At 63.6% G+C, this 22,155-nt stretch carries 22 protein-coding genes, 1 pseudogene and 2 riboswitches; of the genes and pseudogenes, 12 read left to right on the top strand and 11 right to left on the bottom strand.

Annotated elements, in window-relative coordinates; genetic code table 11:
* Positions 1 to 86 precede the first annotated feature (86 nt).
* The 6 genes and pseudogenes from A3M3_RS25920 to mnhG all read left to right on the top strand — a co-directional run.
* Positions 87 to 3,146 (top strand): Na+/H+ antiporter subunit A, encoded by a 3,060-nt coding sequence (locus A3M3_RS25920; protein WP_051423389.1) that lies wholly within the window; start codon positions 87 to 89, stop codon positions 3,144 to 3,146.
* Positions 3,143 to 3,598, top strand: a complete 456-nt coding sequence (locus tag A3M3_RS25915) for a Na(+)/H(+) antiporter subunit C (RefSeq protein ID WP_051423388.1) — start codon at positions 3,143 to 3,145, stop codon at positions 3,596 to 3,598. The genes A3M3_RS25920 and A3M3_RS25915 overlap by 4 nt, the downstream gene beginning before the upstream one ends.
* Positions 3,595 to 5,172 carry a Na+/H+ antiporter subunit D gene (locus tag A3M3_RS0118700; RefSeq protein ID WP_028267619.1) on the top strand — a complete coding sequence of 526 codons (1,578 nt, stop codon included), beginning with the start codon at positions 3,595 to 3,597 and terminating at the stop codon, positions 5,170 to 5,172. The genes A3M3_RS25915 and A3M3_RS0118700 overlap by 4 nt, the downstream gene beginning before the upstream one ends.
* A complete protein-coding gene (locus A3M3_RS0118695) occupies positions 5,169 to 5,735 on the top strand; it encodes a Na+/H+ antiporter subunit E (protein WP_028267618.1) in 567 nt (188 codons plus the stop codon). The genes A3M3_RS0118700 and A3M3_RS0118695 overlap by 4 nt, the downstream gene beginning before the upstream one ends.
* Positions 5,732 to 6,010 (top strand): monovalent cation/H+ antiporter complex subunit F, encoded by a 279-nt coding sequence (locus tag A3M3_RS0118690; protein WP_028267617.1) that lies wholly within the window; start codon positions 5,732 to 5,734, stop codon positions 6,008 to 6,010. The genes A3M3_RS0118695 and A3M3_RS0118690 overlap by 4 nt, the downstream gene beginning before the upstream one ends.
* Positions 6,000 to 6,386 (top strand): annotated as a pseudogene (gene mnhG, locus A3M3_RS25910) (monovalent cation/H(+) antiporter subunit G); the annotation flags it as partial. The gene A3M3_RS0118690 and the pseudogene mnhG, both read left to right, overlap by 11 nt.
* A 140-nt stretch (positions 6,387 to 6,526) precedes the next feature.
* Here the strand turns inward: mnhG and A3M3_RS0118680 are convergent.
* Together A3M3_RS0118680 and A3M3_RS0118675 are read right to left on the bottom strand one after the other, a co-directional pair.
* Positions 6,527 to 6,787 (bottom strand): DUF4235 domain-containing protein, encoded by a 261-nt coding sequence (locus A3M3_RS0118680; RefSeq protein ID WP_028267616.1) that lies wholly within the window; start codon positions 6,785 to 6,787, stop codon positions 6,527 to 6,529.
* A gap of 59 nt (positions 6,788 to 6,846) precedes the next feature.
* Positions 6,847 to 7,584, bottom strand: coding sequence for an NUDIX hydrolase (locus A3M3_RS0118675; protein ID WP_028267615.1), 738 nt, complete (start codon positions 7,582 to 7,584; stop codon positions 6,847 to 6,849).
* 181 nt (positions 7,585 to 7,765) lie between these two features.
* A riboswitch (TPP riboswitch) is annotated at positions 7,766 to 7,902 on the top strand.
* 72 nt (positions 7,903 to 7,974) lie between these two features.
* Between A3M3_RS0118675 and A3M3_RS0118670 the strand changes: the two genes are divergently transcribed.
* The 4 genes from A3M3_RS0118670 to A3M3_RS0118655 all read left to right on the top strand — a co-directional run bounded on the left by A3M3_RS0118670 (position 7,975) and on the right by A3M3_RS0118655 (position 12,713).
* Positions 7,975 to 8,604 (top strand): ECF transporter S component, encoded by a 630-nt coding sequence (locus tag A3M3_RS0118670; protein ID WP_028267614.1) that lies wholly within the window; start codon positions 7,975 to 7,977, stop codon positions 8,602 to 8,604.
* Complete coding sequence (locus A3M3_RS0118665; protein WP_028267613.1) at positions 8,604 to 10,190, top strand: ABC transporter ATP-binding protein; 1,587 nt, start codon at positions 8,604 to 8,606, stop codon at positions 10,188 to 10,190. Before A3M3_RS0118670 ends, A3M3_RS0118665 begins: the two co-directional genes overlap by 1 nt.
* Entirely contained in the window at positions 10,187 to 10,993 is an 807-nt protein-coding gene (locus A3M3_RS0118660) for an energy-coupling factor transporter transmembrane component T family protein (RefSeq protein ID WP_028267612.1), read from the top strand. The genes A3M3_RS0118665 and A3M3_RS0118660 overlap by 4 nt, the downstream gene beginning before the upstream one ends.
* 196 nt (positions 10,994 to 11,189) lie before the next feature.
* On the top strand, positions 11,190 to 12,713 hold the full coding sequence (locus tag A3M3_RS0118655; RefSeq protein WP_028267611.1) for a UDP-N-acetylglucosamine 1-carboxyvinyltransferase: 1,524 nt from the start codon (positions 11,190 to 11,192) through the stop codon (positions 12,711 to 12,713).
* A 129-nt stretch (positions 12,714 to 12,842) separates the two neighbouring features.
* On the opposite strand, the gene A3M3_RS0118650 is transcribed toward A3M3_RS0118655, so the two are convergent.
* A complete protein-coding gene (locus A3M3_RS0118650) occupies positions 12,843 to 13,667 on the bottom strand; it encodes an endonuclease domain-containing protein (protein ID WP_028267610.1) in 825 nt (274 codons plus the stop codon).
* Between the two features lie 222 nt (positions 13,668 to 13,889).
* Here A3M3_RS0118650 and A3M3_RS0118645 point away from each other — a divergent pair, with 222 nt between their 5' ends.
* Positions 13,890 to 15,131 carry a glutamate--cysteine ligase 2 gene (locus tag A3M3_RS0118645; protein WP_028267609.1) on the top strand — a complete coding sequence of 414 codons (1,242 nt, stop codon included), beginning with the start codon at positions 13,890 to 13,892 and terminating at the stop codon, positions 15,129 to 15,131.
* Here the strand turns inward: A3M3_RS0118645 and A3M3_RS0118640 are convergent.
* The 7 genes from A3M3_RS0118640 to A3M3_RS0118610 all read right to left on the bottom strand — a co-directional run bounded on the left by A3M3_RS0118640 (position 15,128) and on the right by A3M3_RS0118610 (position 20,425).
* On the bottom strand, positions 15,128 to 16,336 hold the full coding sequence (locus tag A3M3_RS0118640) for an O-succinylhomoserine sulfhydrylase (RefSeq protein ID WP_028267608.1): 1,209 nt from the start codon (positions 16,334 to 16,336) through the stop codon (positions 15,128 to 15,130). The genes A3M3_RS0118645 and A3M3_RS0118640 overlap by 4 nt on opposite strands.
* Positions 16,337 to 16,756 carry a rhodanese-like domain-containing protein gene (locus A3M3_RS0118635; RefSeq protein ID WP_028267607.1) on the bottom strand — a complete coding sequence of 140 codons (420 nt, stop codon included), beginning with the start codon at positions 16,754 to 16,756 and terminating at the stop codon, positions 16,337 to 16,339.
* A complete protein-coding gene (locus tag A3M3_RS0118630) occupies positions 16,753 to 17,010 on the bottom strand; it encodes a DUF1737 domain-containing protein (protein WP_028267606.1) in 258 nt (85 codons plus the stop codon). Before A3M3_RS0118630 ends, A3M3_RS0118635 begins: the two co-directional genes overlap by 4 nt.
* A 10-nt stretch (positions 17,011 to 17,020) precedes the next feature.
* Positions 17,021 to 17,133, bottom strand: a riboswitch (SAM riboswitch).
* 91 nt (positions 17,134 to 17,224) lie between these two features.
* Positions 17,225 to 17,584 carry a hypothetical protein gene (locus A3M3_RS0118625; RefSeq protein WP_028267605.1) on the bottom strand — a complete coding sequence of 120 codons (360 nt, stop codon included), beginning with the start codon at positions 17,582 to 17,584 and terminating at the stop codon, positions 17,225 to 17,227.
* A 171-nt stretch (positions 17,585 to 17,755) separates the two neighbouring features.
* Positions 17,756 to 18,283, bottom strand: a complete 528-nt coding sequence (locus A3M3_RS0118620) for a cupin domain-containing protein (protein WP_028267604.1) — start codon at positions 18,281 to 18,283, stop codon at positions 17,756 to 17,758.
* Positions 18,276 to 18,629, bottom strand: a complete 354-nt coding sequence (locus A3M3_RS0118615) for a PAS domain-containing protein (protein WP_155854471.1) — start codon at positions 18,627 to 18,629, stop codon at positions 18,276 to 18,278. The genes A3M3_RS0118620 and A3M3_RS0118615 overlap by 8 nt, the downstream gene beginning before the upstream one ends.
* A gap of 47 nt (positions 18,630 to 18,676) precedes the next feature.
* Complete coding sequence (locus A3M3_RS0118610; RefSeq protein ID WP_028267602.1) at positions 18,677 to 20,425, bottom strand: GMC oxidoreductase; 1,749 nt, start codon at positions 20,423 to 20,425, stop codon at positions 18,677 to 18,679.
* 181 nt (positions 20,426 to 20,606) lie between these two features.
* Between A3M3_RS0118610 and A3M3_RS0118605 the strand changes: the two genes are divergently transcribed.
* Positions 20,607 to 21,146, top strand: coding sequence for a DinB family protein (locus A3M3_RS0118605; RefSeq protein ID WP_028267601.1), 540 nt, complete (start codon positions 20,607 to 20,609; stop codon positions 21,144 to 21,146).
* Here A3M3_RS0118605 and A3M3_RS0118600 read toward each other — a convergent pair.
* Positions 21,118 to 22,059 carry an aminodeoxychorismate lyase gene (locus A3M3_RS0118600; RefSeq protein ID WP_028267600.1) on the bottom strand — a complete coding sequence of 314 codons (942 nt, stop codon included), beginning with the start codon at positions 22,057 to 22,059 and terminating at the stop codon, positions 21,118 to 21,120. The genes A3M3_RS0118605 and A3M3_RS0118600 overlap by 29 nt on opposite strands.
* Positions 22,060 to 22,155: the final 96 nt, after the last annotated feature.

Raw genomic sequence — 22,155 nt, 5'->3', positions numbered from 1 at the left:
GGTTGATAAACTACCTGCACCGAACCCAACGTTTGACCGCCTGCTCCAACTTTTGACAACTCATTCCTGACTTTGCGGAGATTCCAGTGATCACAGTCCTTGCCGTGACCTTTGCAGCGGCAACTGCGGCGCCTTGGATCTTCCGGAAACTCCAACGGAATGCGTTCTACGTTCTCGCAGCAGTTCCCGCCGCTGCCTTCGTCTGGTTGCTCTTGCAGTATGACCGGATCTACCCCGGAAAAGGTGGAGAGCCCACCGGCGGTTTCATCGAAGAAACCCTCCCATGGATTCCGAACCTCAAGCTTGAATTCGCCTTCCGCATGGACGTTCTGGCATGGGTGATGTCCTTGCTGGTCCTCGGCGTTGGTGCGCTGGTCCTGGTCTACTGCGCCCGGTACTTCAAGAACAAGGACGCTGACCTGGGCGGATTCGGGGCCCAGTTGCTTGCCTTTGCCGGGGCGATGTTCGGCCTGGTGACAGCCGACGACCTCTTGATGATGTTCATCTTCTGGGAACTCACCACGGTCCTTTCCTATCTCCTGATTGGCTATGCACGCACTCGCCTCGCCGCCCGGCGCTCCGCGTTGCAGGCCCTCATGGTCACCACAGCCGGCGGTTTGGCCATGCTCGTCGGCCTCATCGTTCTGGGCCAGGCCGCCGGGACATATCGGATTTCGGCGATCATGGCCGACGCCCCCACCCTCGTCACGGGACCGGCGCAGGGAGCCGTTGCGGCCGCCGTCGTCCTCATTTTGATTGGTGCGATTACCAAATCGGCGCTGGTCCCCTTCCACTTCTGGCTCCCGGGCGCCATGGCCGCGCCTACTCCGGTGAGTGCCTATCTGCATGCTGCTGCCATGGTGAAGGCCGGCATCTACATCGTTGCCCGCATGGCGCCGGGGTTCAGCGAAAGCCCCTATTGGTTGCCCTTGGTGCTCGGACTGGGCCTGGCCACCATGCTGGTGGGCGGTTACCGTGCGCTGCGGCAGACCGACATCAAACTCATCCTTGCGTATGGCACCGTCAGCCAACTCGGGTTCCTCACCATGGTGGTGGGCCTCGGACGGCCCGACGCGGCGCTGGCTGGGCTAGCACTCCTGCTTGCACACGGACTCTTCAAGGCCTCCTTGTTCCTGGTGGTGGGCATCATCGACCACCAATCCGGCACGCGGGACATCCGAAAACTCTCCGGGGTGTACAAGTCCTCGAGGGCTCTCGCCATCGTGGCGGGAGTCGCCGCGGCATCCATGGCCGGCATACCGCCGCTGGCAGGTTTCGTGGCCAAGGAATCGGTGTTTGAAGCGTTCGTCCACTACGGCACTGGCCCTGCTTCCCAACCATGGGGGCTGGTTCTCCTCGTCGGCTTGGTCCTGGGGTCCATCCTCACGTTCGCTTACAGCGCGCGTTTCATGTGGGGCGCGTTCGCCACGAAGCCCGGAGTGGAACGGACGCCGTTCAAAGCCATCCAGCCAGCTTTCCTGGCCGCGCCAGCCATCCTGAGCATCCTCACCACCGTCTACGGCCTCTGGCCGGATTCCGTCGACGGGTGGATCCAACCGTATGCGGCCCTGTTTGCCAGTCCAGCCGCCGGTCCCGACGCCGGAACCACCGCAGCCGCTGCCAACCATCTCGCGCTGTGGCACGGTCTGACTCCCGCATTGGGCCTCACCGCCGTAACGTTCGCGGCCGGCGTCGTGATGTTCTATGCCCGCAACTTTGTGGCCCGGGTCCAGAGCCGCGTCCCGGGCTGGGTGGACGGGGATCGCGCCTACCAGCGGACCATCGGTGCCTTGGATGACGTCGCCGTCTGGGTCACCGGACGCACACAGCGCGGTTCCCTGTACTTCTACCTGGTGGTCATTCTCACCGTGGCTTTCGCAGTCCCGCTGACGGCACTCGTGATGGCCAACAAACCGCTCCCGGGCGGTCTCTATCTGATCGACCCGAACTCGCCGCTCCAGCTCATCGCTGCGGCGGGAATCGTTGTTGGGGCGCTAGCCGCTGTTCGTGCCAACAAGCGCTTCCTCGCCGTCCTGATGGTGTCAGTCACCGGATACGGGATCGCTTTGATGTTCGCGTTGCAGGGAGCCCCGGACCTCGCCTTGACGCAAATGCTGGTGGAGACCATCATCCTGGTGGCCTTCGTCCTGGCGATGCGCAGCCTCCCTCCGGAACTCCGGGACCGTACCGGCGGCAAATACCGAGTGGTTCGCGTCATCATCGGAGTAGCGTTCGCGGTCACCATGATCTTCGTCGCGATCTACGCCATGGGAGCCCGTATCGCCGAGCCCGTATCGCTCTCGTTCCCCCGGTTGGCTTACGAAGGGGGCGGCGGACTCAACGTGGTCAACGTAACGCTCGTGGACATCCGCGCCTGGGATACCTTCGGTGAGATCTCGGTGCTGGCAGTTGCCGCTACGGGCGTCGCGAGCTTGATCTTTGTCCGCAGCCGGGGGGAGCGGCTCAACAAAGCCGCCACTATTCCCGAAGGCACTGTGGGAAGGCGCGCCACCGGCGGGGGCAGTTCGCGCGAGGACGCCTCGCTGGCACTCGTGCGCAAATTCGCCGGCTCCCTGGCGGACCCTTGGCTGGTGGCTGGCCGAACCCTGGCACCAGAACGGCGATCCATCATCTTCGAAGTGGTCACGCGGCTGATTTTCCACTCGATGATCGTCTTCTCCGTATACCTCCTGCTAGCCGGACACAACCTTCCGGGCGGCGGCTTCGCCGGAGGACTCACCGCCGGACTCGCGCTGACCATCCGTTACTTGGCCGGCGGTCGCTTCGAATTGCGGGAAGCCGCACCGATCAGCGCCGGAATGCTGCTGGGAACCGGTCTTGCGACCGCGGCAGCGGCGGGCTTCGTGCCCCTTCTTCTCGGCGGCCAAGTGTTCCAAAGTGCGATTATCGAGTTCTGGCTGCCGCTGTTCGGTGACGTCAAGTTCGTGACCTCCACCATCTTCGATATCGGCGTCTACCTCGTCGTAGTGGGCCTGGCGCTGGACGTGCTGCGCAGCTTGGGAGCAGAAATCGACGAGCATTTCGAAGAGACAGCCGGCGGAGACACAGGGCGTTCGGCGGAAATCCCGCCCGAAGCCCCAGTGTCCACCGAACCTGCGGCTCCGCAAGCGAAAGGGACCCCATGAGCGTCAACCTCACCTTGTTGATCGTCATGGGCGTGCTGTATGCCTGCGGCATCTACTTGATCCTGGAACGCAGTTTGACCCGTGTCCTGCTCGGACTCATGCTCCTGGCCAACGCCACCAACCTCCTGATCCTGGCCACGGGCGGATATGCCGGGCTTGCCCCGCTATTCAACAAATCCACTGATCCGCGCGCCTACAACGATCCCTTGCCGCAAGCCCTGATCCTGACGTCGATTGTCATCTCCTTCGCGGTGACGGCTTTCATGCTCGGCATCATCTACCGGACCTGGGCGTTGGCACGGCAGGACGATATCCAGGATGACGCGGAAGACCGGCGCGTGGCGAAAACACCCAGCTTCGACGCCGAGGACGATTCCGTCGTTCCTGAAGAAACATCCGAATTCCCGGTCACGGCAGTCACCGAAGCAGCCAAGGAAGGAGGACCCCAGTGAACATCGCCAGCCTGGCGCCGCTCGCCGTCGTACTTCCCATCCTCGGTGCCGCGCTCACCTTCGCCCTGAACAGGAACCCGCTGGCGCAGCGCGTCGTCAGCATTGCTTTGCTGTCCCTCACCCTGCTCCTGGAATGCTTGCTCCTCGCCTCGGTATGGACCACAGGCACCGAATCAGTCACCCTGGGTGGTTGGCAGCCGCCGTTTGGCGTGGTGATGGTAGTAGACCAGTTTTCCTCGCTCATGCTGGTGGTCTCCTCCGTCATCAGCCTCGCGGTGTTGATCTACGCCACCGGCCAGGGAATGGCCGACGGCGACCGTGAAGCACCGGTCTCGATCTTCCACCCGACCTACCTGATCCTGGTTGCGGGCGTCTCCAACGCCTTCCTCACGGGTGACCTCTTCAATCTGTACGTAGGCTTCGAAATCCTGCTGACGGCGAGCTATGTGCTCATGACTCTGGGTGGGACCGGGCCGCGTATCCGCGCAGGGGTCACCTATGTAGTGGTTTCCGTCGTGTCTTCGGTGTTGTTCCTGATCGCCATCGCGATGATCTACGGAGCCACCGGAACCATCACCATGGCAGATCTCGCCATCAAGCTGGCCGCACTTGATCCGGACACCAGGAACCTGCTCCACGTCATGTTGCTCGTTGCGTTCGGGATCAAGGCCGCCGTCTTCCCGTTGTCTTTCTGGCTCCCCGACTCGTATCCGACGGCACCCGCGCCGGTCACCGCCGTGTTCGCCGGTTTGCTGACCAAAGTGGGCGTCTATGCGATGGTCCGCACGGAGACCCTCCTCTTCCCGGGCGATACCTTGAACACCCCGCTGATGGTGGTAGCCCTCCTCACCATGCTCGTGGGGATTCTCGGCGCCATAGCCCAGAGCGACATCAAACGATTACTTTCCTTCACCTTGGTCAGCCACATCGGTTACATGGTGTTCGGGCTGGCGATGTCCTCCATCGCGGGGCTTGCGGCTGCTGTCTTCTATGTGGCCCACCACATCACCGTCCAAACGAGCCTGTTCCTGGTGACCGGCTTGATCGAGCGCCGCGGCGGTAGCTCGTCCATAGACAGGCTGGGCGGGCTCGCCAAGTTGTCCCCGCTCCTTGCGCTCTTGTTCTTCATTCCGGCCATGAACCTTGCAGGTATTCCGCCGTTTTCAGGATTCCTGGGGAAACTCGGGCTCCTGCAGGCCGGCATAGCCTTTGGCACGCCGTTGGCCATCACCTTGGTGGTGGGAGGGGTGGTCACCAGTCTCTTGACCCTGCTGGCAGTTGCCCGTGTCTGGAACCGCGCATTCTGGCGGATACCCGAGGACGCGGACTACCCGGCCCCCGCCCTGACGGACACAGCGGCCGTCGGCCTGCTCCCGCGCACCATGGTGGGGCCAACCGTCGCACTAGTGGTCTTTGGCATGGCGCTGACCGTCTTTGCCGGACCGCTGTTCCACTTGGCAGGGAACTCCGCGGAACAGATGCTGGACCGGTCCGCCTACATCCATTCCGTGCTTGGCCAGAACGCCAAGGTTCCGGGGATCGCTGAACCGTCGGTGCAGGGCGGTGGCAAATGAGCCGCAAGAGGATTTCATTCCGCACTGAGTTGCCCCTGCTGGTGTGGCTGGTGGTCGTCTGGGGTGCACTCTGGCGTGACTTCAGCCCGGGCAACCTGGTGTTCGGTGCGCTGATCGCGGTGGTGGTAGCCAGGATTTTCTACTTGCCTCCCGTGGAACTCGGCGGACGCTTCAACGTGCTCCGAGCCATGTCTTTCGCCGTGGTCTTCCTTGGCAAGATCGTGGCCGCGAGCTTCCAGGTCATGTACCTGGCGGTCTTCCGCGGGCCTTCGGTGACCAACGCCGTCGTCGCTGTTCCCTTGCGTAGCCATTCCGACCTGATGGTCACCGCAACGGGACATGTGATTTCGTTGATTCCAGGTTCCCTGGTGGTGGAGGTGGACCGTTCGACGTCCACGCTCTACATCCACGGCCTCAATGTCCGCAACGATACAGACACTGCAAAGCTGCGCCGGGAAGTCCAGGACACGGAAGCATCGCTCATCCGGATCATGGGAACACGCGCGGAAGTGGACGCACTTCAGGCCGGAGACTGGCCTGCGACGAGGGGAACTGGCTCATGAAAGACATCGTGCTGACCGTGACAGCGGTGATTCTCAGCCTCGCAGCGGCCGGCGCGATCTACCGGATCGCCGTCGGACCTTCGCTCCTGGACCGTGTGCTGGCCTCCGACGTGCTGTTAGCCATTCTGGGTGCTGCGCTGGCGATCGACATGGCCGTCAACAGGCACCTCAACAACCTCGTCTTGCTCGTCGCACTCACGCTGATTGGCTTCGTCGGTTCGGTGACGGTGGCACGCTTTGTGGCCGACCGGAGAGGACAGGTCAATGACTCCTAACGCCACCGGAGTGGACGCCGTGATCGATGCCGTCACCGCCGTGCTGCTGATTCTCGGTGCGCTGATGTCATTGGGGGCGGCAATCGGTCTGTTGCGCTTCCCCGACTTGATGAGCCGGATGCACGCAGCCACCAAACCGCAAGTGTTGGGGCTTTTCCTCGTCCTAGCGGCCATCGGGCTGCAAATACGCGAATGGTGGGTGTGGCCGGTCCTGGCGGTCGCTTGGATCTTCCAACTGCTGACGGTGCCTGTGTCTGCGCACATGGTGGGCCGCGCAGGCTACCGGACCAAACACCTGCACCCCGAGCTGCTCAGCACCGACGAACTCGAGGCCGTGGTGCTGCGGGCGGCCGGCAAGCGGGATGCCGAGAAAGCTGAAGCGGGGGAGTCGGTACCGCCCCACGCCGGAAACGCGGGCGGTGCTGCCGGTCCTGCCGGTGCTGGCGGGAACGCGGGCGGCGCTGCCGGAAACGCGGGCGACGCTGCCGGTCCCAACCGGAACGGCCAGCCGTCAGCCTAGACGATGTCCTGCGTCTTCGAGAAGCGCGAGATGGCACGCTGGGTGCCTCGGCTGGCGACAACTTGGATGACGGCACTGACAGTCGCCGAAATCAGTGCGAACGTCAGCGCTGAGCGGAGGCTCGTCTCCATGTCGTCGTGGCCTTTCGGCGGCTTGTTGCCCGTGGTTTTTTCCCACACGGCATTGACCAGTTTGGTGCCGACAAAGCCTGCGCCGATGCTCACGCCGGTGCCGAGTAGCTTGATGAGGAGGTTCATTCCGGGACTCCTTGAGGGGGAAACAGGTCTGCCCCCAGCCTAACCCCACATCAGGCCCGCTAAGGCGCAAGGGACGGGGGCTGGCGCCTGTTCCGGAAGAACTCCTGCAATGCCCCTGGCTGCGGACGCACGGGTATGATCTCGCGTTCCCCGGCCAAGACGGCTTCCATGGTGCCGAGGGCGAGCAGTTCATCCAGCAGCACCAGAGTGGGCGGCATGAGCCTGAGTGTCCCCGCGGATTCAGCCTCAAGGATTCCGCGGACCGGCATCCACAGGGACGATGACGCCTCCGTGGTTTGATGCTTTGGCTCGGCTCCGGAAACCGGGCACGCAAGGTAGAAGTATGTGTCGAAGCGCTTGGGCTGGTCTTCCGGGGTGACCCAGTTGGCCCAGGGGCGGAGGGTGGCTGCATCGAGCTTCAGGCCGGCCTCTTCGAACACCTCGCGTTGCGCGGCCGCCAGCACTCTGCCGGCGTTGTGGCGTGCCGTCAAGGGCTCGACGGCGATGCTGCTCAGGTGCCATGCAGCGGCATGCCGCTCGACGACGTCGTCCGCGAAGTCCCAGCCAGTGCTGTCCACGGTGTCGACCCGTCCGCCGGGGAAGACCACCATGCCTGCAGCGAAGTCCATGGTGGACACCCGGTGCTGAACGAATACCTCCAGGCCGTTTGCGGCGCCCGCAGGCCGCGCCACCCCTTCGGAACCCCCTCGCCCAGCAGCATCGCGGACCAGGATCACGCTGGCGGCAAGCCTCGGTTCGGCCACCGTGGTGCTTTCCGCTGTACCAATGCCTGTCACGACCGCTCCTTTGCCCCGCTTGCTGCGATGATTCTGCTGGATCATTCTCCCAGTTTCGCCGCCCGACCGCGCCGCCCCGGGCCTGCCGGCTCCAAGAAAAGGAATGATCCAGCAGAATGCGTCACTTTCCCGTTCGGAACCCCGCCAAGGTGTAAACTGAACCACGCCCAAAAGGGTGGATTGATAACGACAGGGGAGCGCCGCCGTCGGGCTCGCAGCAATGCGGCACGGAGGACGGGCGCTGAGAGTGCGGACAGCCGCAGACCCTCGAACCTGATCCGGCTAGTACCGGCGCAAGGGAGTCGAGTTCTCATAGTGTCCGGAACCAGCTCGGCGGAAGCCGAACGTAAGCCGGGAACACTTTCCCCTCCTGTTCCTCAGGAGGACAAAATGACTGGTATTTCTGCAAAGCCGGCCCTCACCAAGCCCGCTTTCAACTGGCGCGTCGTGGACATCGTCGTGGCGGCCCTGATTTCCATCGCCGGTGGCGTGATCTTCTGGGCATGGGACCAGATGGCTTTGGTTGTCACGCCCGCGACCGCCGGCTACCCTCCGCTGGGGGGACTGATCGCTGGTGGTTGGATGATTCCGGCAGTCTTGGGCATGCTCATTGTCCGCAAGCCCGGTGCCGCAATTTTCTGCGAAATAGTGGCCGCCACCAGCGAGCTCATCATGGGTAACCAGTACGGCACCACGGTCTTGATTTCGGGCCTGCTCCAGGGGCTCGGCGCGGAACTCATCTTCCTGGCGTTCATGTACAAGAAGTTCAACCTGCCGGTGTCCCTGCTGGCCGGTGCCGGTGCGGGCCTGTTCTGCGGGCTGAACGACTCCTTCCTGCCGTGGGGCTGGAACATCGCCTACGAAATCGGCGACAAGCTCGTGTACATCGTGTTCTGCACGGTTTCCGGTGCCGTCATTGCCGGAGCCTTGTCCTGGATCGCCACCCGCGGCCTGGCCAAGACCGGTGTCCTGAGCGCGTTCGCGTCCCGTAAGGCCGCCTCGGAGCCTGTCTTTTCCTGATGCCCAGTCCTGATTCCGGTACCCCCGCTGCGGTGCGTCCCGCCGCAATTTCCGCGCGAGGCTGGGGCTGGCGGCACGCCGGCCGCACCACACCGGCCATCCACGGCCTGGATCTGGACATCCGTCCAGGCGAGCGTGTGCTCCTGCTTGGCCCCTCGGGCGCAGGCAAGTCGACGCTCTTGCATGCCCTCGCGGGCGTGTTGGGAGAGGAAGGGGACGACGCCGACGAAACCGGCTCGTTGCTGGTGGACGGCCAGCCGCCCCGGGCCCAGCGGGGCCGTGCCGGACTCATGCAACAGGACCCTGAAACCCAAGTGGTGCTTTCCCGGCTGGGCGACGACGTCGCGTTTGGGGCCGAGAACCTTTGCGTGCCGCGGGAGGAGATCTGGAAGCGCGTCCATGAAGCGCTCGACGACGTCGGGCTGCGGAATAGTGCGGGCGGCAGTGCCAGCGGCGGCTTAGCGCTGGACCACCCGACGTCGGCCCTTTCCGGCGGGCAGAAACAGCGCCTTGCGCTGGCTGGCATCCTGGCGATGCGGCCGGGCTTGATCCTCCTGGACGAGCCGACCGCCAACCTGGACCCCGCCGGCGTGCTGGAGGTCCGCGACGCCGTGGGCCGCTGCCTGGACAAGACCGGCGCCACCCTGGTGGTGGTGGAGCACCGGGTCGCGGTGTGGAAAGACCTTGTGGACCGGATCGTGGTGCTGCAGCCGGGCAGCTCCTCGGAAGGAAGTTCAACGCCCGCGGTGCTCCTGGACGGCGACCCGGATACCGTGCTGGTGCGAGCAAGGGACATGCTCACTGCTGCGGGCGTCTGGGTGCCCGGTTACGTGCCGGCCACCCGGCCTCGTTCCAACGCGAAGGGCGGTGGGCTGTTGCTCGCCACCCAGGAGCTCGCAGTCTCCCGTGAAAGGGCGCGCCGCCGAGGGCTCAAGACCATCCCACCCCGTCCCGTGCAGACCGGGCTCGACGCCGAAGTGTTCGCGGGGCAGTCGCTGACCATCACGGGTCCCAACGGCGCGGGAAAGTCGACCTTCGCTTTGACCCTCGCTGGTCTGTTGGCGCCCGTGTCCGGCGCGGTGACTGCCGCCGTCGAGCTCAGCGACGGCGCCGGCAACGACCCTTTCAAGTGGAAGGCCCAGCAATTGATCTCCCGCATCGGGACCGTGTTCCAGGAACCCGAGCACCAGTTCGTCACCGGCAGGGTACTGGACGAGCTCATGTTCGGGCCCAAGCACCTTGGTCACGGGGAGGATCGCGTGGACGAGCTGCTCGAACGGCTGCGGCTGAGCCACCTCGTGGACGCCAATCCATACACGCTCTCGGGCGGCGAGAAGAGGAGGCTGTCCGTAGCCACCGTGCTCGCTGCGCACCCGCGCGTCCTGGTGCTCGACGAACCAACCTTCGGACAGGACGCCAACACCTGGGCGGAGCTCGCCTCTTTCCTGTCCGAACTGCTCGACGCCGGCACCTCGGTAGTTTCCGTGACCCACGACCAGGAATTCAGCTCCGTGCTCGGCGGGACCGAGATGAGGCTCGCGCCTGCGCTGCAAGGCGGGGCCCGGCAGGAAGCGGGTGCGGCATGAGGGAAACCCTGAGCCTGCGCGGGAACAACGCGCTCCTGACGCGCGCGAATCCTCTGGCCAAGTTCGTGTCGGTCTTCCTGATCACCCTGGTCCTGGCGTTGTCCATCGACTTGGTGTCAGCCTCCACTGCGCTCCTTGGCGAGCTGGCGCTGTTCCCACTCGCGGGCCTCACCGTTCGTTTGCTGTGGCAGCGCGGCTGGCCCCTGATCATCGCGGCAGCGCTCGGCGGGTGGAGTACTGCGATCCTGTCGGCTGACAGCGGCAGGATACTGCTCGACGTCGGGATCTGGTCCATCAGCGAAGGCTCGCTTCAGCTGGGACTCGGCTTCCTGCTGCGCGGCCTGGCGATCGCTTTGCCGGCCATCCTCCTCATGAGCTGCACCGATCCCACGGACCTCGCCGACGCCTTGGCGCAGAAGGCGAAACTGCCTCACCGCTTCGTCCTGGGCACCTTGGCCGCGCTGCGGCTCGTGGGGCTCATGGCGGAGGAGTGGCAGACGATCGGCATGGCGCGGCGCGCGCGGGGTGTCGGCTCGCAGGGAAGCCCGCTGCAACGGACCAGGGCGATGCTCGGCCAGAGCTTCGGACTGTTGGTCCAGGCGATACGCCGGGCGTCGCGCTTGGCCGTGACCATGGAGGCACGTGGCTTCGGCGGTGGACGGCGGACCTGGGCACGCGAATCCACCTACAGTCCCCTGGACGGCTGGGTCTTGGCTGGTGGGGTGGTCATCGCAGCCGCAGCCGTGCTCGCGGCCCACTGGGCGGGGACGTGGCACTTCGTCTGGCTGAAGCAACCCAACTGACTCGCATTTGTTGTCGTTATGAGGCCCCATAACGACAACAAATGCGAGTTAGTTGGGGTCCCGTGCCTGGAACCCGTGCCGGGGAAACTTCTTGACCCCGAGTTGCATATCGCATGAAACGACTAACGCTGGGCTGGACCGGCGTGTTTCATCACAGAACCTCTCGTCAATAGACCATTTGTGATATTTATTGCTTATGACTCAACCGACTGCCGAACATGTAGGTCTCCTTCTTCGCGACGCCCGCGGCGAAAAGGGCTGGACACAGGGACAGCTCGCTTCGGAGCTGGGAACCAGCCAAAGCGCCATTGCCCGCATGGAACAAGGCAAGCAAAACCTCAGCCTCCGCATGATCGAACGCCTCGAGTCCATCTTCGGCCGCACCATTGTCAAAGTCGGCAAACCGCAGATGACCCACCTGCGAGTGGAGGGCGGACGCACGCTGTCAGGATCGGTGGATGTCAACAGCAGCAAGAACGCCGGCGTCGCACTGCTTTGCGCGAGCCTCATCAACCGCGGCACCACCACCTTGCGCCGGCTGGCCCGGATCGAAGAAGTCAACCGGATCGTCGAGGTCTTGACCTCCATCGGCGTCGAGTGCACATGGCTCAATGGCAACGACCTCCGGATCCGCCGCCCCGAGACCCTGGACCTGGCCTCCATGGACGTGGAGGCGGCGCGCCGCACCCGCAGCGTCATCATGCTCCTAGGCCCGCTCCTGGATGAGGCAGCTACCTACCAACTGCCGTACGCCGGCGGTTGCGACCTCGGGACGCGAACGGTGGAACCGCACATGCAAGCGTTGCGCCAGTTCGGGCTCTCCGTGGAGGCCAAATCCGGCTTCTACTCCGTGCAGGCCCCGCCGGCCGACGGCGACGATCGCACCTTCGTGCTCACGGAGCGTGGTGACACGGTGACGGAGAACGCCATCATGGCCGCCGCACACCGAAGCGGCACCACCGTGATCCGCAACGCCAGCCCCAACTACATGGTGCAGGACCTCTGCTTCTACCTGCAGGGACTCGGCGTGGTGATCGACGGCATCGGGACAACCACTCTGAAGATCACGGGCCGCCCGGCGATCGACGTCGACATTGAATACTTCCCGTCCGAAGACCCCATCGAGGCCATGAGCCTGATCACCGCAGGCATCGTGACCAACTCCGAAGTCACCATTTGCCGGGTCCCCATCGAGTTCATGGAGATCGAACTGGCCACCCTTGAGCAAATGGGCCAGCAACTGGAGATCTCGGGCGAGTACTTCGCACGCAATGGGCGGACGAGACTGGTGAACGTCACCACCAAGCCATCCCGATTGCGCGCGCCGGAGGACAAGATCCATCCGATGCCTTTCCCCGGGCTGAACATCGACAACCTACCGTTCTTCGCGGTCATCGCCGGCAATGCCGAGGGCCAGACCATGATCCACGACTGGGTCTACGAGAACCGGGCCATCTACTTAACTGAGCTCAACAAGCTCGGCGCCCAGGTTCAACTCCTCGATCCGCACCGCATCTACGTCAATGGCCCCACCAAGTGGCGTGGCGCGGAAGTCGGATGCCCCCCGGCGCTCCGTCCCGCAGCCTGCCTGTTGTTGGCCATGCTGGCGGCGCGGGGCACGTCCGAGTTGCGCAACATCTACGTCATTGAACGCGGATACGAGGACCTTGCAGAGCGTCTCAACACCATCGGGGCCAAGATCGAGTACTTCCAGGACTGATGGCCTCGATTCCGGCTCGGTGTGGAAGATTCTGCTGGATCATCCAGGCCTGACCTTGGCTCAGGTCCGGAAAGTCGGGGGTTTTCGCCCGCACCGTGGCAATGATCCAGCAGAATCCATCGAGGCCCATCACCGCCGTTGGTTATGGTGGGACAAGACGGCACGGATTTCCTCCATGACCTGCTCCGGGTTGTTCCAAATTGTCTCTGGTGCGAAGCTCAGGACGTCAAAGCCACGTGCCTGCGCAGCATTCAAGCGTGCCATGTCCTTTCGCCACGCCTCCCGGGAGTGATGGAAGGCGTATCCATTGACTTCAACGATGAGCCGCCGGCCAATCAGGAAGTCGACGCGTCCCACGCCGCGGATTTGGACCTGACGACGGAACGCCAGGCCCTCCTGTTCGAACAGGAGGCGGGCGCTGATCTCGGGTACGGATTCGGACAGGCCATCTGCCTTGGCCAAAAGCCTTCTGGCGTTTCCGTAATAGTTGGCAGAGAGTTCGCACTCGAGCAGAGTCCGCGGGACACCGAATTGCTGCATGGCCGATTGGGCAATCGAAATGGCGTCAACCTCCGGCAAACAGGTCAGTGCATGAATGACGGTGTCTTCCACTGAGGCAAGTGGGATGGCATTCTCCGATGACAAGCGAAGACCGCCGTGCCGGACAAAACCCCTGCCCCGGCAGTGTCGCGTGGCCAAGTGAAGGCGCAGAGGCTTGTCCTTGATCCACAGGCCGTAGCGCGAGGCGGCACTGGCACAAGTGAGCTGCCCGTTATTGAGGATCGCGGAAAGGTACTCCGGATCCGCTGAGGGAAGGGCCCATATGCCTTTCCGCGGTTGGTATGCCCCGGCGAAGGCCAGCTTGCAGATAGCTGACGGTGTATGGCCATTGGCCCGCAGCAGACCGACACGAGCGACTCCACCCACCGAGGTCAGGTATTCCAAGGCATCCACGGATCCAGCTAGCCATGGAAATACAGCTGTTGGGCCATTGAATGTGCCGTATGTGGATGAGTGGACCGACATTCTGCTGGATCATTCCGGGTTGGACTTCGCTCATGCCCGAAAATGGGGGCACTTCTTCCCACCGGCAAGAATGATCCAGCAGAATCTGTGGGGAGTCCGGGAACAACCGGCCCCTGTTTCCGGAAGGCTGCCAGGGCGCACAATTGATCCGTGCGCACATTTGGTGTGGAAGAGGAATTGCTGATCGTCGATCCCCTGACCGGCGAGCCGCTCGCACTTGCCGACGCGCTCCTTTCGGGCATCGCCGAAAACGACCGAGCCCAGGATGAGCCCGGAACCGGCTTCAGCCCTGAGGAGATCGACGGCCCCGAGACCGGCCTCAGCCATGAACTCAAGCTCGAGCAGATCGAGACCCAAACCCGGCCGTGCCGCAGCTACGGCGAGCTCTTGCATCAGATCCGCCGGGCGCGGGGCCTCGCAAGCCACGCTGCGCGGCGCCACGGCGCAAGGATTGCCGCGTTGGCCACTTCGCCCGTGGACGCCGCTTTGCACACCACTCCGGATCCCCGGTATGCCATCATGCTCGAGCGTTTTGGCATCACGGCACACGAACAGCTCACCTGCGGATTTCATGTCCACACCTCCGTCGAGAGCCCCGAAGAAGGTGTGGTGGTCCTGGACCGGATCCGGGACAAGCTCGCTGTCGTCACCGCGATCAGCGCCAATTCTCCCTACTGGCGGGGACTGGCTACGGGTTTTGAGAGCTACCGGACGCAGGCGTGGAACCGCTGGCCGTCGTCGGGGCCGTCAGCTATCTTCGGTTCCTTGGCCTCTTACCGGCGTGTTGTCAGAAGGCTCATCGAAACGGGGGTCTTGCTGGACGAGGGGATGGTCTACTTCGATGCCAGGCTGTCCAGGCACGTTCCGACGGTGGAGGTCCGGGTAGCCGATGTTTGCCTCCGGGCCGAGGACGCCGCGCTCATTGCGGTGCTGGTTAGGGCCTTGGTTGAGACTTCTGTCCGTGAATACCATGCCGGAATAGAGCCTGCTGCCGTGCCTACGGTTCTTTTGCGGATGGCGTCCTGGCAGGCAAGCAACTTTGGACTGTGCACTGAACTGCTGGACTTCGGAACATTCCGCCCGGAGCCCGCCGCGGACGTCGTGTGGTCGTTGGTGGAGTACCTGGAACCTGTGCTCGCCGAACAGGGTGAATTCGACTTGGTCCAAACCGGCGTGGCAGCCATCCTGAGCCGCGGCAACGGCGCCATCGAGCAGCGGGGTGTTGCCGAACGCTGGAGCCAGAACGGGAGCGCGCCCGACGCCGTCGGACTGGCCGCCGTCGTCGAGCACGCCGTTCAGATCACGATGCGCTCGGAGAAGGACGAGGGCGACACAAAGCCGCAGCCCGTCCTCACCTGGGTGCGCCAGGACTGGCGCGAAGCGCCGGGCTAGACCTGCTTGAGGGCCCGTTCCAGGTCCCGGACGAGGTCGTCCACATCCTCCAGCCCAACTGAAAGCCGCACTACGCCGTCACTCAGGCCGATGGCCGCGCGGCCTTCCGGACCCATGGCACGGTGGGTGGTGGTGGCGGGGTGGGTGATGAGGGACTTGGAGTCGCCTAGGTTGTTCGAGATATCGATGATGGCCAGTCCGTCCAGCAACGCGAAAGCGGCCTCTTTGGCCGATCGCCCGGCAGAAGGGAGCAGCTCGAAGGTCAGGACCGTGCCGCCGGCTTTCATTTGCTTCGCGGCGAGCTCGTACTGGGGGTGGGACTTGAGCAGCGGATACTTGACCCAGCTGATGGCCGGTTGTTCCTCGAGCCATTCTGCGATCCGCAACGCCGACGCCGAGGAGTGGTTTACTCGCAGCGCCATGGTTTCCAGGCCCTTGGTCAACACCCAGGCATTGAACGCGGAAAGCGATGGTCCGGTGTGTCGCATGAGCTGCTTGACGGGACCTTCGATGAACTCCTTGGTGCCCAGGATCGCTCCGCCCAGGACCCGGCCTTGGCCATCGATGTGTTTGGTGCCCGAGTAGACAATCACATCGGCGCCGAGTTCGCCGCAGCGCTGCAGCAGCGGAGTGGCAAAGACATTGTCGACGACGACGGTAGCGCCCGCGGCGTGGGCCAGCTCGCTCACGGCGGCGATGTCCACGATTTCCTGCATCGGGTTCGACGGCGACTCGAAAAACACTGCGGTGGTGGGTTCGGACAACGCGGCGCGCCACTGATCCAGGTCCGGTCCGTCAACGAACACCGTCTCGACGCCCCAGCGGGGCAGGATCTCGTTGAGGATGACGAAGCAGGAACCGAACAGCGAACGCGCGGCAACCACACGGTCACCGGCGGCCAGCAACGCACCAAGCGCGGTGAAGACAGCGGACATGCCCGACGCCGTCGCGAAGCATGCTTCGGTGCCTTCGAGCAGGCGGAGCCGCTCCTGGAACGTTGCAACCGAGGGGTTGCCGTAGCGAGAGTAGACGAAGCGCTCGTCTTCGCCCGTGAACGCGCGCTCGGCGGCTGCCGCGGATTCGTAGACGAAGCCGGAATTCAGGAAGACAGCTTCGGAGGTCTCCTGGAAATTGGTGCGGTCAAGGCCGCCGCGGACTGCCTGGGTCTCAGGGTTCCAGCCAGCGGCGTCAGGATTGAATGTCACTTAGATCTTCCCCGGATTCGTAGGAAGTCCACGGTTCTTCCAACCATTCACGGTTCGCTCGCCGTAGCGGTCCGGTTCGCCCTCAAAGCCTTCAAGGATGTTGTACGCGGTGTAGCCGGCCTGTGTTGCGGCAATGGCGGCGGCGATTGATCGCTGTCCGGAACGGCAGAGGAAGACCAGTTCGGTGGCATCCGCCTCCGGGGCCTGTTGCTTGAGCTGCTCGATAAATCCCGAGTTGGGGATCCCGCCGGCAAGGTTCCACTGAATGAACAGGGGAGCGTTTCCCTTGTTGTTCGCAGATGCGGTGTCCGGGATGCCGATGTGGGCCCACTCGCCTTCGGTGCGGACGTCCACCAGAATGGCGCCTTGCTCCAGTTTGGCCCAGGCGTCGTGCGGGCTCAGGTCGCCGGCGTAGCTCATGCGTGGCCCTCGCCGTCGAACTCTTCATCAAGCTGGTCCACCGCATTGGCGACGGCGGCATCCGCGCTGGCGATTGCCGCGGGGAGGACGATGGCCTGCGCCACGATCACGTCCGTACCATTGAAGGTCGCGGCCGGGCTGCCGTGCAACACGTATCCCTCGGCAAGGGCGGTAGAGATCCGCTCACAGAATTCCTTGGTATCAGGACCCGTGATGAGACGGTAGGAGAGTTTTTCTTCAGTGGGTTCAGGCATTGGTGCTCCTCAGTCACGCTTGCAGTTCGAAAGTGTCGATACGCCGAGTAGTCACCTGAGGCACCCCGCCGGAGAGAGGGTTGCCGACCAGCAAGTCAGGGCTTCGCGCTGGTGCTCATTACTCAAGAAGAAAATAACATCCATGACGGCGGCCTGCATTACCGGCAGTCGTCATGTTCCGTAACCGGGCGGCAACGCCGGTGGGTGGTGGGGACTAGGCCTCGGTTTGGTTGGGCAGTTGTTCCAGGCTTGCTTGGAGCCGCTGTGGCAGGGCATCAGTCCGTGGCGCTACTCCCGTAGGGGAGCGATGAAACGTGGCGCCTTGATGCTTCCGGATTTCGAGTAACTCGTGGACGGATATCCCGGTGGCTGTCGCCAGCGCGTGCAGCGAGAGGCTGTTGTGATGAGCCAAGGCAAAAACCACGCCGGACAGGGCCTCGAAACCTTCAGTTTCGTAGATTTCCTGCACCAGCTTGGACATGCCGTTCGCATCATCGATTGATCCCGCTGACGCGGCAGTCGCCATGGCGGTCAGCGACCATGCAGCAGAGTCGGGGCTGATGTAGATGCTCATGTCGATACCCTACGGACTCGGACCCTCCGGGGGAATGGGCGGCGTGTTCCTCATTAACCCAAGTGACTCGCATTTGTTGTCGTTGTGAGCCCTCAGAACGACAACAACTGCGAGTTAGTTGGGGGGGAGAAGCCTGATGCGCCGGCCCCAGAACCGGCGCATCAGACGTTTCTATCCGGACGCCAAGCGCAGGATCAGCGCTGCATGCCCGGGGAACCTCGAAACGAGGGACTCGATGTCCTTTTCCGTTGGCTTCGCCGAGTCCGATCTCTCGTAACCGGGCGAGAGGCTGCAGCTGACCAAGGCGAACCCCGGACCGGCCAACTCCGCCCCGAACCACGTGGAATGCGGGGCAACTCCTTGCAAGGTCTCGCCGGCCTCCGGGTTGGGACCGAACAGGGTTTCGGAATAGCCGAGTTCGGAATAGCCCTTGTCCGCCGAGAAGACATGCAGCCTGAGGGGCGTCCCCAAGTGGAAGAACCACAACTCGTCCTGCTTCAGGGTGTGCAGCTGGAGAACCTCCCCGGTCTGCAGCAGGTACCAGTTGGAACTGTAGAGCGGGTGATCGACGTCGAAGCGCGGAGGCAACGCCGAACCGGCTATGTCCTCGTTGCTTACCAGGGCGGACGCGAACCAGCCGCCCACGCTAGCGGGGGACATGTCCAGCCGTTTGATCCAGTCCTCAGCGGATTCAGTCATTGACCGGGTCCTTCAGGGAGAAACAGACCGTGATGCCAATGATTTCCTTGCTGCCCAAGGCACGCAACAACCCTTTTTGGGTCACGATGTCCACATTCACCATGCCGCCTTCTTTGCTGGGGACGGCGATCGTTTCGTGGAAGTTGAGCAGGGGCTTTCCGCTCGCCATCACTTCCTTGTCGTGAGCCACGTGTTCCGCGCGCGAGTCCTGGTGCCCGATCAGCTCCGACTTGCTCATGCCCACTAGGTCCGCGAAGTTCTGGTTGACCCACAGGAAGACCGAATTCGCGTCCTTGACTACCCAGTACACGCCGTCCTGCCGGTCCAGCACATCGGCGACGCTCATGGGCGGAACCGTAGGAAGAAGCGCCGGGTTCAGCGCCGGGGCGAGGGTCACGGCGCTGCCGCCGTTCCGCCGTCGGCCGCTAGTCTTTCGGCGAGGTCCTGCGCCAGGGCCACCATGGTCATGGTGGGGTTCCAGGACCCGCCGGTGGGCCAGAGGCTGCCGCCGGTGACGAAGACGTTCTGCACGCCGTTGAGGCGGTAGTCGGTCCCGACGACGGCGTCCTCCTCTTCGCCGATTGGCAAGCTGGAGCTTTCGTGTACCAAGCCCGGTACGCGGCGCTCGGGGATTGCGGGACGCTCGGCGCCCCAGCTCCCGGCATCGGGATCCCCGTGCCAGTATTCGACGCGCTCCGCACCGGAAGGGGACAGGACCCGCTCCAGCATTTGGAAGGTTCCCTCGTCCATGGTGTCCCACGTGTCGTCGTCAGTGGCGTTGGCCAGCACCTGCAAGGTGACGTTGCAAGTGGGGTCCGCGCTGCCGGACAGGCGCAAGTGGTTCTCCGGATTGCTCTCGTCCAGTTCGCCGAGGACGGCGCAGACGAACACCAAGTAGTCCTCCGAGGACCGCAACTGTGCCAGCGAAGCCGTGGCGACGACGTCGGGGGCGTAGCGTTCGGACTTCTGGGCGTTCTTGTCCGGGAAACGGTCCGAGAGGACCGAGAGTTGCACGTGATACTGCATGCCGGCCGGGCTCTTGCCCGCCAAATAGATGGCCGCCAGTTCCAGCTCGCCGAGCTGTTCGCTGAAATCAAAATCCTTGCGCGGAACGCGGGCCACCACCGAGGTGATGAAATGGGCGGCGAAGTGCCCCCCGGCCCCTTGAACCTGCGGGAAGGAATTGAGAACCAGGGTCGCCGGAGGAAGCGTGCCCATGGCCAGGACCAGGTTGGCATTGCCGACATTCACCACTCCGCGGTTGGTGTTCAACGCGGTGGCCCGTCCGTCCTGCTGGAGCACACTCAACACCGTGCAGTCCGTGACCACGCGAAGAGCCGCGCCCTTGCCTTGGGCCGCGAGCGCCGCCTGCCGGTCCGACAGTTCCAGAAGGACCGCTGGCGTGGAGAACTTCGCGAAGTCCACACCGGAGCGTGCGCCCGTTGCCACAGCGAGCGGGGCCGGCATGCTGCGGGTGGCGGAATCGATCTTATGCAGGCCTGCCTCGAGCCGTTCCTGGAGGGCTTTCTGCATGATTCCGTAGACGGGCCGGGTGTCGTTAATGAGATCGACGACGTCGGCCGACCGTCCGGCGTCGATTTGGTCCGCCGAAACCACGTTGAGCAGATCCTCCGCCGACGTGAAGTGCGACTTGGCGGCGTCCATCACTGCCCGCGGCCAGCCCCGCATTTCGTCTTCCTCGGGGCGGGGGCACCACGCGCTCCACATGATGCTGCGTCCGCCGTAGAAAGGGACCATGCCGTGCTGCCAGGAAATCTTGCCTGGCGGCTGGTTGGCCGTGGCAGCCGCCAAGGTCCAGGGGAAGGTCTCCGAGAGCCCTCCCAGCGTCTCCTTGTATGGCAACGGCAGGTTCTGGAAATGCTCCGGCAAGAAAAAGGGACCCCGTTCAATGATCAGGATCCGTGCGTGCGGATTGACAGTCAGTGTCCGCTCAGCAAAGGCGTAGGCGCAGAACCCGCTGCCGATGACGATGTGGTCGAATTGTTCTTCTTCGCGGACTTTTTTCCATTCTCCCTCGGAGAGGAAGAAGACATGATCCATCACCTTCTGGGGTGAGGGATCCTGGGGACCGGGCGTGGGAAAACCGTGATTGAAATTCTGGGACGAAGAAACTGCACTCACAATGATGCCTTCCATCGACTTGCTGATTCCACGGCACCGTGAAATCAGGTGCCCGCTGGGCCGAAAGGCAGATCACCTTTCCCCAACAAGGTTCACGGAAACTAGTTAACTACCGCGGCGGAGTCTCCACAATAGACTTTGGCGGATTGCCCCGGGCCGAGAGACTTGGGATACTCCACGCATGTCTTCTCTTCCTGTGACGTTTGCCGAGGACGTCATCAATCGGCCTATCAGGATCCAGTTCGAGGCATTCATTGACGAGCACCGCCGTGCGCTCAATGCCTCTTTGAACGGGTTGACCGAGGAACAGGTCCGCCGGTCATTGGTACCGTCCCGGACCACCCTGCTGGGCTTGGTGAAGCACGCGACCTTTGTCGAGAAGGTCTGGTTCGACGAAGGCATCACATGCCGTTCCCGTGCCGAGATCGGCATTCCTGCGACGCCGGATGAGTCCTTTATCCTCGAAGAAGGCGACACCATCGCCTCAGTCCAGCTCGCACACCGGGAGGCGTGTGAGGCATCACGCCGCGCGACCTCATCCTTGGGACTCGACGACTTGCTCAACGGCAACCGACGCGGACCGCTCCCGCTACGCTGGGTGTACCTTCACATGCTGCGCGAGCTTGCGCAGCACTGCGGACACGCTGACATCCTGCGGGAGCAGCTACTCAGCCAGGACCGCCGGCAAAGCCCTACTCAATCCCCGCGAACAACTCGTTAAGCTCGGCGGTGAGCTGCTTACGCATTGCCGGGGTGCCGATCTCCCTTCCGTCTATGTGGTTGACCGGAGCGATGAGCCGGATGCTTGAGATCAGCCACACGGCGTCGGCGTCGAACAGGTCCTCCGGGACCAGCGGGCCGTAGCCAAGCTCCCAGCCCGCCGCCTTCGCTTTCGTGAAAAGAGCGTCTTGGGACGTTCCCGGGAGGATGCCGCTGTCCAGTTGCGGAGTGATAAGGCGCTTGACCGTCCGCACCGAGCCGGTGCCGTCGTCGACCGTTTCAACATGCGCCAGCAACACGGTCGACGTCGGACCCTCCAGGACGCGTCCGTCGGTAGAGGTGAAGATGGCGTCGTCGGCGCCCTGCTTGTGTGCGTACCGCAGCGCGGCCATGTTCACCGCGTAGGACAGCGTTTTTGCTCCGAGCAGCAGCCAGGGGGCGCGGTCGCCCGCCTCCGTGTCGAAGCCCCGGTCAAGGAGTACGACGTCGATGCCCGTCTCGCGCTGCCGGCGGCTGCCCGCGGGGGACGGCGAAGCCTGGATCCAGCACGTGGGAGCCGAAGCGCCTTCCACTCCGCGCGTCACCAAGAGCTTGACGACGACCTCGTCCTCGGCGGGGCTGGGTGCCGGGAAGGCGTCGCGGAATTCCTTGATGGCCGTGGCGATCGCGCGGCGCCAGACGTCTTGCTCGGGAATGTTGAGGTCCAGGGCGCGGGCCGAACTCTCAAGCCGGTTCAGGTGCGCTTGGACTTTCCGTGCCCGGCCCCCGACGGCGAGGAGCGACTCGAAGACGCCGTCACCCCGGGTGGCGCCCAGGTCGGTTGCCATGAGTTGCGGCTGGCTGGAATCGGCGATGCGGCCGTTTTCGAACGCTGGATCCAGGAAGACGAGGATCGTCGAGGCAGGAAGAGTCATGCTTCCAGCTTAGTGTGGCCCCCAGCGGGATGGTCAGGACGAGCGGTCGGGAGCGGTCCGCCAGATAGGCTGGGCTGACTGTTACTTCTTTGACTA

Origin of the sequence: Arthrobacter sp. MA-N2, assembly GCF_000517125.1 — a bacterium.
Lineage (GTDB): Bacteria > Actinomycetota > Actinomycetes > Actinomycetales > Micrococcaceae > Arthrobacter > Arthrobacter methylotrophus.
The sequence above is the reverse complement of the archived record's forward strand: the minus strand, read 5'-3'. Positions and strand labels throughout refer to the sequence as shown.